The 15,243-nt window shown below is 58.4% G+C and carries 13 protein-coding genes; 4 read left to right on the plus strand and 9 right to left on the minus strand.

The window, feature by feature from the left end:
- Positions 1–196: 196 nt before the first annotated feature.
- Positions 197–2,356, minus strand: a complete 2,160-nt coding sequence (gene katG / locus GFN93_RS04860; protein ID WP_153499393.1) for a catalase/peroxidase HPI — start codon at positions 2,354–2,356, stop codon at positions 197–199.
- 227 nt (positions 2,357–2,583) lie between these two features.
- Positions 2,584–3,576, minus strand: coding sequence for an SDR family NAD(P)-dependent oxidoreductase (locus GFN93_RS04865; RefSeq protein WP_328594255.1), 993 nt, complete (start codon positions 3,574–3,576; stop codon positions 2,584–2,586).
- A 101-nt stretch (positions 3,577–3,677) separates the two neighbouring features.
- Between GFN93_RS04865 and GFN93_RS04870 the strand changes: the two genes are divergently transcribed.
- Positions 3,678–4,313 (plus strand): TetR/AcrR family transcriptional regulator, encoded by a 636-nt coding sequence (locus tag GFN93_RS04870; protein ID WP_235901667.1) that lies wholly within the window; start codon positions 3,678–3,680, stop codon positions 4,311–4,313.
- A 51-nt stretch (positions 4,314–4,364) separates the two neighbouring features.
- Here GFN93_RS04870 and GFN93_RS04875 read toward each other — a convergent pair whose 3' ends face one another.
- Complete coding sequence (locus GFN93_RS04875) at positions 4,365–5,228, minus strand: hypothetical protein (RefSeq protein WP_153499397.1); 864 nt, start codon at positions 5,226–5,228, stop codon at positions 4,365–4,367.
- A 225-nt stretch (positions 5,229–5,453) separates the two neighbouring features.
- Between GFN93_RS04875 and GFN93_RS04880 the strand changes: the two genes are divergently transcribed.
- The gene (locus GFN93_RS04880) at positions 5,454–5,753 is read left to right on the plus strand and encodes a hypothetical protein (RefSeq protein WP_153499399.1); all 300 of its coding nucleotides are present in this window, start codon (positions 5,454–5,456) and stop codon (positions 5,751–5,753) included.
- A 30-nt stretch (positions 5,754–5,783) separates the two neighbouring features.
- Positions 5,784–6,044, plus strand: coding sequence for a hypothetical protein (locus tag GFN93_RS04885; protein ID WP_153499401.1), 261 nt, complete (start codon positions 5,784–5,786; stop codon positions 6,042–6,044).
- Here GFN93_RS04885 and GFN93_RS04890 read toward each other — a convergent pair whose 3' ends face one another.
- The 4 genes from GFN93_RS04890 to GFN93_RS04905 form a co-directional block, all read right to left on the minus strand.
- Entirely contained in the window at positions 6,045–6,809 is a 765-nt protein-coding gene (locus tag GFN93_RS04890; RefSeq protein ID WP_153499403.1) for an SDR family NAD(P)-dependent oxidoreductase, read from the minus strand.
- A 54-nt stretch (positions 6,810–6,863) separates the two neighbouring features.
- Entirely contained in the window at positions 6,864–7,694 is an 831-nt protein-coding gene (locus GFN93_RS04895) for a GIY-YIG nuclease family protein (RefSeq protein ID WP_153499405.1), read from the minus strand.
- Between the two features lie 79 nt (positions 7,695–7,773).
- Positions 7,774–8,337, minus strand: coding sequence for a PDC sensor domain-containing protein (locus GFN93_RS04900; protein WP_153499407.1), 564 nt, complete (start codon positions 8,335–8,337; stop codon positions 7,774–7,776).
- Between the two features lie 222 nt (positions 8,338–8,559).
- Complete coding sequence (locus tag GFN93_RS04905; protein ID WP_153499408.1) at positions 8,560–9,453, minus strand: metal-dependent hydrolase; 894 nt, start codon at positions 9,451–9,453, stop codon at positions 8,560–8,562.
- 125 nt (positions 9,454–9,578) lie between these two features.
- Here GFN93_RS04905 and GFN93_RS04910 point away from each other — a divergent pair, with 125 nt between their 5' ends.
- Positions 9,579–10,646: an AraC family transcriptional regulator gene (locus GFN93_RS04910; protein ID WP_328594257.1), complete on the plus strand. Its 1,068-nt coding sequence runs from the start codon at positions 9,579–9,581 to the stop codon at positions 10,644–10,646.
- 9 nt (positions 10,647–10,655) lie between these two features.
- On the opposite strand, the gene GFN93_RS04915 is transcribed toward GFN93_RS04910, so the two are convergent.
- Both GFN93_RS04915 and GFN93_RS04920 read right to left on the minus strand, forming a co-directional pair.
- Positions 10,656–11,846: a tyrosine-type recombinase/integrase gene (locus GFN93_RS04915; protein ID WP_153499410.1), complete on the minus strand. Its 1,191-nt coding sequence runs from the start codon at positions 11,844–11,846 to the stop codon at positions 10,656–10,658.
- Between the two features lie 111 nt (positions 11,847–11,957).
- Positions 11,958–15,092 carry an HD domain-containing phosphohydrolase gene (locus GFN93_RS04920; RefSeq protein WP_153499412.1) on the minus strand — a complete coding sequence of 1,045 codons (3,135 nt, stop codon included), beginning with the start codon at positions 15,090–15,092 and terminating at the stop codon, positions 11,958–11,960.
- Positions 15,093–15,243: the final 151 nt, after the last annotated feature.

The following is a 15,243-nucleotide window of genomic DNA, read 5'->3' on the forward strand; positions in this document are numbered from 1 at the left end:
GACGTGAGCCGGATGAAAAGCTCGGGTTAAACCAAACATATCCGGCATATCAAATTCCGCAGATCGCCATGCAAGCATCGCTCCTGCAAAAGCGCATTCAAAAATGCGCGTCGAATAGTGTGCGAGCAACAAGGCTGAAAGTGACAGACATAAAAAACGCCCCCGCACAAAAGTGCGGGGGCGTTCAGTGCGGTCCTTACACGTCGAAGCGGTCGGCGTTCATGACCTTGGTCCAGGCGGCCACGAAGTCGTTGGCGAACTTCTCCTGGTTGTCGTCCTGGGCGTACACCTCGGCGTAGGCGCGCAGGATGGAGTTGGAGCCGAACACCAGATCTACCCGGGTGGCGGTCCACTTAACCTTGCCGCTGCTGCGATCCACAATTTCATACTTGTTGCCTGCCGGTTTCCAGCTGTTGCTCATGTCGGTCAGGTTGACGAAGAAATCGTTGGTCAGTTGGCCTTCGCGGTCAGTGAAGACACCGTCCTTGCTGCCACCGTGGTTGGTGCCCAGCACGCGCATACCACCAATCAGCGCGGTCATTTCCGGTGCGGTCAGACCCATTAGCTGGGCGCGATCCACCATCAACTTTTCCGCCGGCACCGAGTAGTCTTTCTTCAGCCAGTTACGGAACGCATCATGGATCGGCTCCAGTGGCTCGAAGGATTCTGCATCGGTCTGTTCGTCAGTGGCATCACCACGACCGGGGGTGAACGGTACGCTGATGTTGTGGCCAGCGGCCTTGGCCGCCTGCTCCACACCCACGTTACCGGCCAGCACGATCATGTCGGCCACACTGGCACCCACCTCACTGGCAATGCCTTCCAGCACACCCAGCACCTTGCCGAGACGGGCTGGCTCGTTGCCCTCCCAGTCTTTCTGGGGCGCCAGACGAATACGGGCTCCGTTGGCGCCACCACGCATGTCAGAACCGCGGTAAGTCCGGGCGCTGTCCCAGGCGGTGCTGACCATTTCGCTGATGCTCAGGCCGCTGGCGGCAATTTTGGCCTTGGCCGCATCCACGTCGTAGCCGCTGCTGCCGGCCGGAATCGGGTCCTGCCAGATCAGATCCTCACTGGGCACTTCCGGGCCGACATAGCGGACTTTCGGGCCCATGTCGCGGTGAGTCAGTTTGAACCAGGCGCGGGCAAACACGTCATCGAAGTAGGCAGGGTCCTTATGGAATTTTTCGGAAATCTTGCGGTATTCCGGGTCCACCTTCATGGCCATGTCGGCGTCGGTCATGATCGGGTTGTGACGCACGGACGGATCTTCCGCATCCACCGGCTTGTGCTCCTCCGGCATGCCCACGGGTTCCCACTGCCAGGCACCGGCCGGACTCTTCTTCAGCTCCCACTCATAGTTGAGCAGCAGATCAAAGTAGCCGTGATCCCACTGGGTTGGGTTGGTAGTCCAGGCACCTTCAAGGCCACTGGTGACGGCCTGATTGCCCACGCCACGAGTGGCAGTTATGTTCCAGCCCAAACCCTGTTCGTGCACATCCGCCGCTTCCGGTTCCGGGCCCACGTTGCCAGCATTGCCATTACCGTGGGCTTTACCCACGGTATGACCACCGGCCGTCAGGGCCACGGTTTCTTCATCATTCATGGCCATGCGTTTGAAGGTTTCGCGCACGTCATGAGCGGTCTTGAGCGGATCCGGGTTGCCATCCACGCCTTCCGGGTTCACATAGATCAAGCCCATCATCACTGCGGCCAGCGGGTTTTCCAGATCGCGATCATCGGAGTAGCGGCTGTTGGGGTTGTCGGTTGGCGCCAGCCACTCGTCTTCTGCGCCCCAGTAGATATCCTCTTCCGGTGCCCAGATATCTTCGCGGCCAAAGGCGAAGCCGAAGGTCTTGAAACCCATGGATTCATAGGCCACGTTACCGGCCAGAATCATCAGGTCGGCCCAGCTGATCTTGTTGCCGTACTTTTTCTTGATCGGCCAAAGCAGGCGACGTGCCTTGTCCAGGTTGCCGTTATCCGGCCACGAGTTCAGCGGCGCGAAGCGCTGGTTGCCGGTGCCGGCACCACCGCGGCCATCGGCCATCCGGTAGGAGCCTGCTGCGTGCCAAGCCAGACGGATCATCAAACCACCGTAGTGACCCCAGTCGGCGGGCCACCAATCCTGGCTGTCGGTCATCAGGGCAGTGAGGTCACGCTTGAGCGCGGCGGTGTCGAGCTTTTTCAGTGCTTCACGATAATTGAAACCGGCCGACATGGGATCGGTTTTGCTGTCGTGTTGGTGAAGGATGCTGAGGTTCAGCGCCTGCGGCCACCACTTGGTCGCCTCACTTCCTGCCGAAGTGTTGGCGCCGTGCATGACCGGACATTTCCCTGCGTTTGCATTACCCATAGTCACTCTCCCTTGGATCAAGTCATGAATGTTATGCACTCAATCTAAAGCTAATAACCGGCCCCGGCTAGGTGCCGAATCGATAAATAAGCCTTTTCTTTTCTATGGAAGGAATAGGTTATTTGAATGGGCGAAATGGAAGGGGATCAGGCATGGAAAATGACGATTTCGTCATGTGCAATTGAGTTGCGCACCCCATTGTCTCGGGGTGCGCATAGCCGACGCTATCACTGACTTTTTTTGCCGGGCGCCTTCACGCGATGCTCACTTTTTTCTTCGTTGGCGGACGTCTGATTGCGTACTTTTGACGAGATATAATTTTCGGGTGGTTGCTCATAAACGGCCTGATAACTGAAGTTCACGATGGATTCGGATGTCTTTGGCAGCAGGTAGTACATGGCCAGTGCGCCTTTACCAAAAATGCCCAGCTTGCGTTTGTTCTGGGTAATGATGACATCGAGCATCCACTTGACGGCGGTGTCCACCGACATCACCGGCATGTAACGGTAAATCTTTGTCGGCGCGATCATCGGGGTGCGCACCAAAGGGTAGTTCAGTGAGGAAAAGCGAATCCTGGTGTGGGCAAATTCATTGGCAGCAACCCAGGTCCAGCCTTCCAGGGCCCACTTTGACCCCAGGTAGGCAGAGAAGCGTGCAGGGTTAGCCTGCACGCCCACCGTGGATACATTGATGATGTGTCCTTCGTTGCGAGCTTCCATGCCGGGCAGTACGTTCATGGCCATACGAATGGACGCCAGATAATTGAGCTGCATGGTGCGCTCATAATCGTGGAAGCGATGGTAGGTAAATTTGATCGACCGGCGAATGGATCGGCCCGCATTGTTGATCAAGATATCCACCCGGCCATGATCGTGCTCGATAGCCTTGCAGAGGCGATCACATTCCTCAAAGTCGGTCAGGTCGCCAGCATAGACGTATGCCTTGCCGCCCTGATCGTGGATCTCGCGGGCAAGGGCGTCCAGCTTTTCCTGGTTGCGGGCAATCAGCGCCAGGGTGGCGCCAGCTCGAGCCAGCTCGTTGGCCACCTGGGCACCAATGCCGGAGCTGGCGCCGGTGAGTATGACCACTTTGCCGTTCACTCTTTGTTGGAGTGCGTCTTTGGGGGCGATGACACTCTGTACGTTCCAGCGCCAGTGCTGACCGAATCGGTTCAGGTAGGGCAGCACTTTCGGAATGCGGAATTTGAGATCGTTGGACACGGGATGCTCCAGCCGTTAACGGTTGATCGAATGCATTAAGTCTAATCTGAGTATATGCTCGGAAATACTCGGATTTGAGGATCCATCACAGGATGCCGTTTATGGCCAGGCAAATGCTTCAAGCTGCTGATTTCAAGATGAAAAAAGAACCCCGTCAGGCTCGGTCTCGGGCCACGGTAAAGGCCATCGTAGAGGCAGGTGCTCGGATTCTGGTGGAGCGGGGCTATGCGGGGCTGACCACCAATGCGGTGGCGGATGTGGCTGGCGTGAGTATTGGCTCAGTGTATGAGTTCTTTCCCGGGAAAGAGGCGATAGTGGCAAGACTGGCTGACACGCTGTTGGAGGATGTTTCACGCACTCTCAATGCCAGGATTGAACTGACGGACCGCCGTGAAGACCTGCACCGCGCCATGCGGCATTTGATTGGCGCCTTGCATGGGCTGGTCTACCAGCATCGCCGCTTGTTGAAAGTGCTGATTTTTCAGGTGCCCTTTGTTCAACAGCTGCCATCTGCGCAACAGTTGCAGCGGGAGTTGTTGCAGGTGGTGGTCAATGGCCTGCAGAAATCCCGCGAGCATTATCAGCTTACTGTCCCGTCCAGCACCCTGTATCTGATGGCCACGTCCACGGCGGGGAGTTTGCTGCATCTGGTCTTGATGGCCCCTCCCGGCGTGGATAGCAAGGCGGTGCTGGATGACCTCGCCAGGAAGATGGCGGACTGGCTGGAGCAGGGTTAGTGGCAGCGGATTCCCTCTCCTCGGCTACGTAGAGACGCTAAAGCGCTGAGGCTATTTTTCCATTTCTTCAAGCAAGGTTTCGACTTCCTTCATCAGGGAGTCTGACAGCTCCTGCCACTGCTGTTGCTGCTTCTCCAGTGCTTGTGTGTCGATGCGTTCCAGGCGCCCCCGAATCTCCGCCAGGGCCTTGCTGTTCTCCAGGGCGGATTGGATGGAGTCCGGATCGATGGACCGGAGGCGTTGCTCCAGTTCTTTTGAGGCTTCTTCCAGTGTTTCTGTGTCCGTTTCACTGAGTCGACCAGCCTGCTCTTCCAGTGTTTGCTGAATAGACTGATCCATGGTGTGCAAGGATTGCTGCAGCTGCGCACTGTAGGCTTCCAGGGCCTGGTTTGCCTGATTGCTGAAGGCTTCTTCGTTGTCTTCCAGTTCCTGTAAAAGCTGTTCCATTTTCTGGTTGGCTTCCTCGGCAGACTGGTTGAATTTATCGCCCAGTTCCTTGCCCAGCCCACTGAACTTGTTGATCAGACTGCCCAGCAGGCCGCCGCGAGCACTCTTGCCTGTGCGGTTGTAGTCAACCCGCCATGTTTCGTCCTGTTGAACCAGCCAGGTGGTGACTTCGCGATTTTCACGGTCTTTGGCGGTAAGCCGGGTCTCGATACTGGCGGTGTCTCCGTCGAGGACAATCTTGCCCCATGTGGGCTGATAGCCGTTCCAGTTCTTGCCGAACCCATCAAAGGCCTCAGGGTCTTGCAGGGTGGAATGCGCGACCACCGCGTCAGCATCATTGGTGATGACGGCGGTCCAGAAATCCGCTGCCGCGTCTTCGGGTTTTTCCGGGCCAAAGCAGCCTGCCAGCAGGCTGAACAGGCCGGCGAGGGTGAGGCATTGCAGAGAGCGAACAAAGGGAGGATTCATGATGGCGGTGTCTTCATGTCGATTATTGTGCTGTCGTTGAATCGGACAGAGTGGTGGTTCACAGGATAAGGGCGACAGGGCGCATGACAAGGGCGCGAGTCAAGAACGGCGGGATTGGTGGATGAAATGCAGGGATGCGCCGGAAAGTGAAGTGCTGCCGGGAATTAGGAGGCCAATGGCCTATCATGGAGACATTCATCAGCCGCGATAATCAAGGAGAAGAAAATGTGGCGAGAGCGTTTGACAGGATTGATGGCCGTGCTGCTGCTGGGCATGGCCGGGCAGGCCTCGGCTTTGTGTAATTGTTATCTTCCCGAGAGCCCGAGCATTCCGGATGGCCAGACGGCCAGCAACGAGCAGATCCAGTTTGCCCGCAACAAGCTGGTGGGCTACCAGGAGAAAATGCAGAGCTACAAGCAGTGTCTAGAAGGTTGTATTGCCGATGCCGCGGATACCGAGAATGCCGTAGTTCAGCAATGGAACCAGACCGTGGAATCTTTTAACAGCCGGGTGGTCAATCCCTGAAGCGAGACCTTTTTAGAAACGGAAACTGTCATGAAAGAACTGGAACAGGCAGAGGATGATTTCGCCTTTGCACGGTTAGTGGAAGCGATTGAAAACCAGATTGCCGATGGCCACCCCCGGGAAGCGGGACTGGTGATGATGGCCTTGACCGCCAGGGGCGAAGAACATGATGCCGTGCTGGAGAAGATGGCCGACGTGCTGGCTGAGCATGTGGCTGTCAGCGCGGAGAAGAATGAGGCATTCGACCTGAATGCCTACGCAGCAGGATTGCTCAAATTGACCGAAGCTTGATCACCATGGGATGGGCTCGCCATCCCATGCGATAAATCGACCGTGCTGGTTTTCCCCGGCGCCATCAATGATGGCAGCCAGTTGCTTAGCTGCTCGCGGTGGGGAAAACAACTTGTGCTCGGGAACGTTACGTTGAAACGGTGCCGAGAGTGGTGTATCGGTGGTGCCGGGATGCAGTGCCAGGACGCACAGGTTCGGGTGGCGACGTCGCGTTTCTACGGCCAGGGTCCGCAACAACTGGTTCTGTGCTGCCTTGCTGGCCCGGTAACTGTACCAGCCCCCCAAATGATTATCTTCAATGCTGCCCACTCGCGCGCTGATGCTGGCGAAACAGGCCTGCTGCTGCTTTGACACTAACGGGAGCAGATGCCGTGCAAGGAGGATGGGCGCAAACGCATTCAGGGCAAAGCTTTGCTGTAGCGCTTGGACACTCACGTCTTCGAGTCGTTTTTCCGGAGCCAGACCGGACTCCTTGTCATGAAGTACGCCAGCGCAGTTGATGATCTGGCGCAGCTCGGTCCCACTGTCCTTCAGTTCCCTGACAAGGTTTAGCAGAGACGCTTCACTGCGCAGATCCGTATTCACACAGCGTAGCGGTAACCCCTGTTGTTGCAGCCTTTGTAGTGCTTCAGAGTCGGTGGCGCGACGCGAAACGGCCACTACGGGAGCATCATCCTCAAGCCAGTGTTGCACCAGTGCCAGCCCGATACCGGAGCTGGCGCCAGTGATGAGTCGGGTGATCGTCGAGTCAGTGTGGTGTGTCATGCCGACAGTATGAGCTGAACGGGGCAAGTGGCCGTGAAGGTCACTGCTGTCGTGTTATTTCATGACAAAACAATCGATACCGCGATGGATGAAATGCAGCAGCATGCGATAGCTGTCCAGGTCGAAAAAGGCATCGCCAGTGGCAACCAGGTCGTCATCACAGGGCGGATGCGGCAGGGTGTCCAGGTGGCACCATTGGCGAATCAGGTGAAAATCTTCCCGGTCTTGGCCCTGCTCACGAATCACCAGGGTGCCGTGCCAGGGCCAGGCCTGGATCTGGTGCTCCTGGAGCGCCTCCATGAGGCGCTGGTTGTGAGCGTCGGCCGCCTCCTGCTCACAGCAGGCACCTTGGCAACGGCCCAGCTGGAAGGAAAAACAGGGACCTTTTCCCTGTTCCAGTCCGCAGATTTTCGGGCATAGCTGATGTGCCTTAACCCAGTTCTCCAGGGCCTGATGGGCATGCCTCGGGCTGCGAAACAGGCCGTAGCAGTCCTGCTGCCATAGTGGGTTAAGCGGATCGGGTTGATAGCGGTGCGGAACCAGGAATCCGCACTCATCTTTCACCAATATCCAGGTTTGCAGCTGTCTGTAACGTCGCTGGCGGCGGTTGAAGATCGGTTGCCGCTGCTTGATTTCGCGATTTTCCAGCAGCAGGGCACCCAGTTCCCCGGCGGTTTCGGTGTAATCAATGTTTAGCGTTTGGCGGCACATGCGCCGTGCCCTTGGGCTGCGATTCTGGAAGTGACTGCGCACGCGCTGGCGAATGTTGATGCTTTTGCCAATGTACAGCAACGACTGGCCCTCACCCCAGAAGCGATAAATACCTGGCCCGGCAGGCAATGTGGCGATGTCTGTATCGAGGGACGGCGCGGTGATGGATGGCATTAGGCAACTGTGGCTGAGTGCAGGTCTACAGCAGGTGAAGGGCTAGGGGCTATCCGCTATGCGACGGGACGGCGACTAATCAGAACTGCAGCGGGGCCACGCCCACGGTGACGGCCCCGATGGGGTGGCCGTTATGGTCGGTAACGGTGCGGCTGACCTGGATCTGGATGCTGCCCGTGGATTCATCCCTGCCCAGCTCGCCCACATGCTCGGCGCCAGGCCCTAACAGGAAGGTCTGCTGCCATTTGGCTTCATCTCCTTGCCAGTAGTCACTTGTGACGCTGCTCTGCGCCACGTTCAGGCCACGGTTATCCATGATGATGATTTCGGTGATCAACTCACTGCTACGCAGTTGCAGGGAACGTAAAGCGTCGGACAGCGGGGTGTTCATGAGGCGGTGGATCAAAGGGGAGTCCTGGCTGCCGTACTGTTGCCGCCAGTGCACGTCCAGCCGGGAAATCTCTTCCAGCGTCAGGTGGGCATGGTTGGTGTTCTGAGCAATGATGTGTTCGATCACATCCGTGCGAGCGGCAATATGGGCAGCCTGTGTGCGGGCGAAGGCAACCAGCTCGGGGCTGACATCGTCAGCCAGGGTGGGCCCGCTGAAGCAGAGGGCAACAATTGCAGTGCTGATCCGGTTCAAGATGGAGCTCTCGTTGCCTTTGAGGGTTATTTTGCGCACCTGTTCGGGCCACGCTGAAGCCATTGTAGAGGGCATTTTAGGGCAACCCCAAGCGTGCTGCATGACCCTTTGGTCTGGGCCTGGGTATGGTTTTGGGATAAGGGGGCCTGGGCCCGGGGAACAGGGCTGGGTGCTGAAGGCAGGAAAGGTGCGGTTACGGAGAGTCCGTAACCGCAAAGGGGATCAGGCGATATCGCCCAGCCAACGTTGCTTGGCCTTTTCCACCAGATCACGAGCGTCGTGATCCCAGGGGTGGAAGCTGGGCTTGTAGAAGCTGAAGTAACCGGGCAGTAGTTTGCGGAACACGCCGGGCTTGCCCCACATGTAATTCACGGTTTCGCGCCAGGCTTTCCAGTTGCCCAGCTGCCCCTCATCGCGTACCAGCTGGTACAGGTGAACGCCGGTGAAGAGCGGGAACATCACACTCACCAGCATCATCTCGGTGATACGAGTGAACTCACTGCCACCGATGGCTTTGTAGACATCAAAGGCCACGGCCTTATGTTCGGATTCTTCCACCGCATGCCAGGCCCATACCGGAGCCATTTTCGGATCCATTTCGTCCAGAGCGTCGTATTTGAGCAGGAACTCTTCCGCCATCAGAGCAGTAAAGTGTTCCACGGCCACCGTGTGAGCCAGCTGACGTTCCGGGCTCAGATTCTTGCGCATCCAGTTCATGAAACCGAGGATCTCGCGCTCGAGCCGTGCCAGGTCCACACCTTGCTCCTGGAGGTAGCCATTCAGCATGTCATGCTCGCGGGAGTGGTGAGCCTCCTGGCCGATGAATCCCTTGATGGCCTTCTTCAGCTCCGGATCAGTGATCTGGTTTTCAAAGTGCCGTACGGAATCGATGAAAAAACGTTCCCCCGGCGGGAAGCCGGACGACATGGCGGCCAGCAACAGCGTCTTGACCGGGTTGTTATCCCACCAGTAACGGGACACGTTACCTTCATTGAAGGTGAAGTTGGGTCGACGAACTTTGGGAATCATACCCTTGGGCGTTTTGCTCAGGGTTTTCAGCGCCTTGCTGACGCGCTTGCGGGCACTGGCTGGTTTGATCGGGACAATGGCATTCATTGTTTTTCTCCTGCTTGGGCCCATCAGGCCAATATGCATTCCATGGGACCTAATGTACTGGCACCGCACGGCGGAGCGTGAGACGCTGCGAGGACATAATAATTATCATTGGTGGCCAAACATCCGTGGAGACCATTCTCACGCAACTGGCGGAAAAGCGCGACGCTCTGCCTGACTGGGTGCATCAGCCCAGCCAGGCTGCCACCTATCCGCTTGCCTTTATTGCTGCCGCACAGGGGCGTGGCGTGGACCGCGCAGCCCTGTTTGCCCTGGCTGAGGTCCCGGAGCTCCGCCTTGCAGACCCTTCCGCTAAAGTGTCCCTTTTCGAAGTCGCCCAGATTGTCGCGGCCGCGTATTTGCTGAGCGAGGATCATTGTCTCGGCTTTGCCACCGGTGACAGCATGCTCCTGACCGCTCACGGCAACCTGGGTTATGCCTTGATGTGTGCCCCTACTGTGCGTGAGGCCATGGGCATTCTGGAGCAGTACTGGCACCTGCGTGGCCGTGGGGTAAAGCTGCAGATCCATAGCGAGGAGGACTCGCTGTTCATGGAGCTGACCACGGAAGTCTCGTTCTCGCCCACGCTCACGTGGCTGATGCTGAGCTCGATTCTGACGAGCATGCTGCGCGGGATCGAGTTCCTTGTGCCGGTTCTGCCGCAGGGGATGGAGCTGTGGTTGCCAGGCGAGCGGCCTGAGGGGTTTGAGCAATGGCAGGAACGCTTGCCCCAGGCCCGCTTCGGTCGCCACCGGATCGGCCTTTATCTATACGGGGATCTGGGGTTGCTTGACCAGCCGCTCCCCACTGCCAACACGGAAGCATTACGCGCGGCGCTGGAGCAATGTGAACGTGAGAGCCTGCTCATCGAGCGCGACGATGACATCGTCCACAGGGTGAGGGCTATCCTGCTGCCGGGAACCGACGGGTACCCCACGCCGGAGCAGCTTGCCGACATGCTTCACCAGACGCCGCGTACCTTGCGCCGCCGCCTGCAGGAAAGGGGCTCCAGCTATCAGCAGCTACTGGAAGAGGCGCGGCTGCGAGACAGCCGGCGGCTACTGCGCGAAGATCTGGAAGTGAGGCGCGTCGGCGAGATGCTGGGCTACCTGAATCCGGCCAATTTCACTCGTGCGTTCAAGAGCTGGACCGGGATGACCCCACGGGAATGGCGGCGCCAGCATCAGGCTGACTAGTACGGGAATTCAGCGCCGGGCGACTTTGCCCAGTAGCGAACCCTCCAGGTAGTCGGCCCAGGCCTGCAGCATTTCCCGACGCTTTTCGGGGTAGTGATCCCGATCCAGGATCGCGTCATCGTTCTGATCCAGCAGCTGTGCCTGAATCTGTTCTGCCTGATACCCCAGCTCGCCGAGGGCCGTCGCGGCCAGGGTGCGCAATGTGTCTGGTGTCACCGGATTGCTGCGGGTGACCTTGCGCAGCGCGCCGGAGATGGTGCTGGCACCGAGGTGATTTTTTTTGCCGCCGCTGCCGGGGAAAACATATTCATGGCGCCCGGTCAGAGGCTCCAGTTCGCGCAACAGTTCCACGGCCTGACGTGGCAGGGGAACGGTGATAATACGCTCCTCTCCGGTTTCAGGCTGAGTGCGGCGGATGCGCCATTCACCCGCATCCAGATCCATGTCTGACCAGCGTGCATTAACGATCTCGCTGGGCTTGGCCAGCAGCCACACCATCAGTTTGAGGGCTGCGGTACTGCCGGTTCGTCCCCATTGCCCAAGTACCCCGGTGGCCAGTTGGGTGAGCTTTTCCCGGGTGCTGACGAGGAATTCCGGCTCGGTGCCGGAGCCGGTGAGGCGTCGGTGCAGGGCTGCGGTGTGCTGATAGCCGGCCACACCGGTGTCGCGAGCATGCTGGTAGACCCGCTTGGCAATGCCCAGTACCCGTTTACCTTTCTCCACATGGCCCTCGGCGCCCAGCGCGTTCGCCAATGACTTGAGGTCTTCCGGCGTCACTTCACTGACGACCCGCTTGCCAACACTGGCAATCAGGTAGTTTTCCAGCTGCCGCTTGGTGCGCCGGAATTGTTCTTCAGAGACTTCCAGGCGATAGACCCGTTCCAGCCAGTCGTTGGCCACGGCTTCAAAGGTGGAGACGGAAGGACGAAAAATTTCCCGTTTTTCGCAACGACTGAGCGGGTCAGTGCCGTCGGCAATCAGCTCACGGGCTTCATTGCGCAATTCCCGGGCGGACTGCAGGGAAACCTCGGGGTAGGGGCCCAGGGTGATCACCTTGTCGCGATCGTTGAAGCGGTAGGAAAACTTCCAGGTACGTTGGCCATCGGTTTCTACCAGCAGAAAAAGCCCTTTGCTGTCGTTCAGCTTGTAGGGCTTGGCAAGGGCAGTGGCGTTGCGTACATCCGCAGCAGTCAGGGCCATAGTCTGTTTTCGTTATGTCGGAATACCTAAAACTAGCCCAGTGCCGGCCGGGGGATCAACGCGACCGGCGATAATTATGGTTGTTTTTGTGTATGCAACCTTTCCTGGCGCTCAAGGGCTGGCGGGCAGAAACAGGCTGAAGTCATGCACGTCCTGCTGGTCGGCGCTGAGGTGCAGGCGGGCGTATTCCTCCACCACGCCACTGAGCAACATCAACCGCAGCACCTCCCCATCAAGATGCCCCTCGGCCACCATATTATTCATGATGACCAGGGACTCGCTCACGGTCTTGGCATGCTTGTAGGGGCGATCCGACGCGGTGAGCGCTTCAAACACATCCGCCACGGCCAGAATTCGGTCAGGAATGTCCAGATCATCCGCGCCGAGGCTGCGAGGGTACCCCTTGCCATCCAGTCGCTCGTGGTGGGTGGATGCATACTTGGGCACCCTGGCCAGCTCTTCCGGGAACGGCAGCTTATCGAGCATGCGGATGGTGTTGATGATGTGCTCGTTGATCTTGAAGCGGTCTTCGGCGGTGAGGGTGCCGTAATCGATCAGCAGGTTGTACAGCTCGCCAAGATTGGCCTGAAAGTGCGGTGGCGACAGGGTGATGCCGAGATGTTCCGGGTAGTGGGGCGGATGCTCGTGGGGAATCAGGTGCTCCGGCTTGTCCGCCAACAGGGTTTCGGTCACGGGCAGATGGCCGTCGCCCGGACCAAGGCGGCGGGCGTCCAGCGGCGAGAGCCCCTGGCGGTCGTCAAAATGACGTTGCCAGGTCTGGGCGCCGATGCGGCGAATTTTTTGTTTGTCTTCCTCGGCGAGATATTCCGAGCCCACGTTGGCGTTGGCAATCAATCCAAACTGTTCCTGCAGCTCTTCCCGCCGGGCCTGCCAGGCCTTGTCGTGCTCCGGCTGTTGCTCCGGGTGTGCCAGTGTCGCCTTCAGGTAGTCAATGTCGGCATCGCGTAGCAAGACTTCAAAGCGGGTGCGGATTTCATGGATGCGGTTGTAATTGGCCTCCAGTTTGGCGCCCTTGTCGACGATGTGCTCCGGTGTGGTGATTTTGCCGCAGTCGTGCAGCCAGGCCGCAATGCGAAATTCCCTCCGTTTTCTTTCATCGTCCAGACTGAAGTCCTGAAAGGCCTTGTCGTCACTGCACGAGGCTGCCTCGGCCAGCATCATGCCCAGCTCGGGTACACGGGCACAGTGGGCGCCGGTGTAGGCTGACTTTTCATCAATGGCCTGGGCGATCAGCTCGATGAAGGATTCCATCAGCGCTTCCTGATTTTTTTCATGCTGACGGATGGATTGGGCCATGGCGTACAACGACGCCGCCAGACGTTCCGTTTCAATAATGCGGGTGCGAATCCGTTTGACCTGTTTGTAGTCGCGATTCTTTACTTTCAGGGTTTCTGCTTCCAGACGCTTGATGGGATTGACGATGGGCGCGGCGAACAAGCCTGCCAGGGGTAACAGAACCAGGATGCACATGGCCGTAATGCCGGCCGCCCAGAGTGCGTTGTCGCGTGCTGGCCCGGTAATCAGTGAGGCGGGTGCCACCGCCGAGAAGGAAAGATCCGTGCCATCAGCGAAGCGGCGGGAGAAGGAGTAGTAGCGGCGATGGTCATCCTGGAATTCCTGCAGAGCTACGCCACTATCGCCTGTTTCCTTGATGAGGGCCGGATAAGGCACGGTGCCGCTGAACTGACTGAAAGCCTGGTTGTCGCTCAGCCATTTGCTGTGTAACCGGGCATGGGCTTGCGCGGGGATTGCTGACAGCGCCCTGTTCAGGAGTGCCTGCAGGGGTTGCTGGTCAGGATGCACCAGCAGGTACAACTCACCCATGTTGCCGGGCAGGCCGGTGTCGGGACTGTCCTTGATACGGATCCCGTTGAGAAAGAATTGACGCTTGATAAAGCGCAGGATGGCGGCGTTGTCGATGGCCGCATCCACTTCCCTGTTCTGCACGGCCCGCAGCGCATCCAGAGTGCCGGGGTATTGCTTGAGTAACACCTGCGGATACTGCCGTTCGATGACGGGGATGATTGACCAGTCTTCGCCGACCGCGAGGGTCTTGCCTTTGAGCTGGGAAAGGTGGGTGAACGCGATCTGATCATCGCGGCTGGCGAACGCAAAGGGCAGGTTAAGAAACGGTTGAGAGAACAAGCCCAGGCTGGCGTTATTATCGTTACGCAGTATTGGCTGAAGAATGTCGATGTTGCCTTCCTGGTAAAGCCCCACCAGTGCCGGCCAGGTATGGCCATTCACGTACTGGAAGCTGAGTCCGGTCATGCGGCTGATCAGGGTCAGGACATCGATGGCATAGCCATTGGGTTCACCGCTGATAGCAAAATCCACCGGCGCCCAGTCCAGTTCGTTGGACACTCGCAACGGTGAAAGCGCCTTGACCAGCGCTTGCTCCTGTTCGCTCAACACCAGAGGCGTCACGTCGGGAAGGTTGCTACTCAGGGGTGGGGCGTTGCTGGCAATGATGCGGCCGTGCTGATCATGCAGGTACAGCTCCGTGCGGTCAGCCACAGGCAGGCTCTGCAGGTGTGCGGTAATGGCATCCAGGGTGACGTCCATGCCCAGCACCGCAGCGTCCTGCTGCAGCCTTAGCGAATAAGTACGCCCTGGCGCATCGAGGCTGTCGAAGATATACGGGGCAGTCTGGTACACGGTCTCGCTGCTGGCGTGCTGATACCAGGGGCGGGTGCGAGGGTCATAGCTGCTTGGTTCACGGGCTTCCCTGAGGATGTTCAGCTGGGCATCAAGATAATAGAGCGTCTTGTGATCAGTATCGCTGTCACGGATAGCGATCAGCCAGCTGGCCTCAGGACTGGCGCCAAGCCGATTGCGCACCTGCGCATGGGCATCCAGATTGATCAGTTCGTAGAAACGTCCGTTATCGAAGCCAAGATAAATCGCGTAGAGCCCCGGATTCAGTGACAGGGTCTGGGCGAACAGGCGCAGGGTCGAGGCGGGCACCTGGCCATTGCTGGACGCCAGCCGGGGATAGCGGGCCAGGGACAGGGCCACATTGCGGGCCTTGCGGTCCTGACCTTCCAGGAAGTCGGCGGTCTGCTCGGCGGTGTGACGGTACAGCGTCTTGGTGGCCGCCAGGGATTGCTGGTAGCTGAAATAATACTGCAGGCCGATAGCAATGCTGGCCGTGAGTGCGGTAGCGATGACGAAGATGGCCACAACGCCAATACGAATGCTGTACCGCCACGGTTTCCCTGCCATGAGGCGCTCCTTGCCTTGGGCCACTGTTTGCTCCGTCTGTCTGCTTCAAGCTTACCTCCGCTTGGCAAACTAAGCTAAATTCGATGAAAGGCGGTTGCCTGAGGTGCATTGCCCGGTCGACGGGCGGGTCTCAGCGGGAATATGGGGAGGA

Origin of the sequence: Alcanivorax sediminis, assembly GCF_009601165.1 — a bacterium.
In the GTDB taxonomy this organism is placed as follows: Bacteria; Pseudomonadota; Gammaproteobacteria; order Pseudomonadales; family Alcanivoracaceae; genus Alcanivorax; species Alcanivorax sediminis.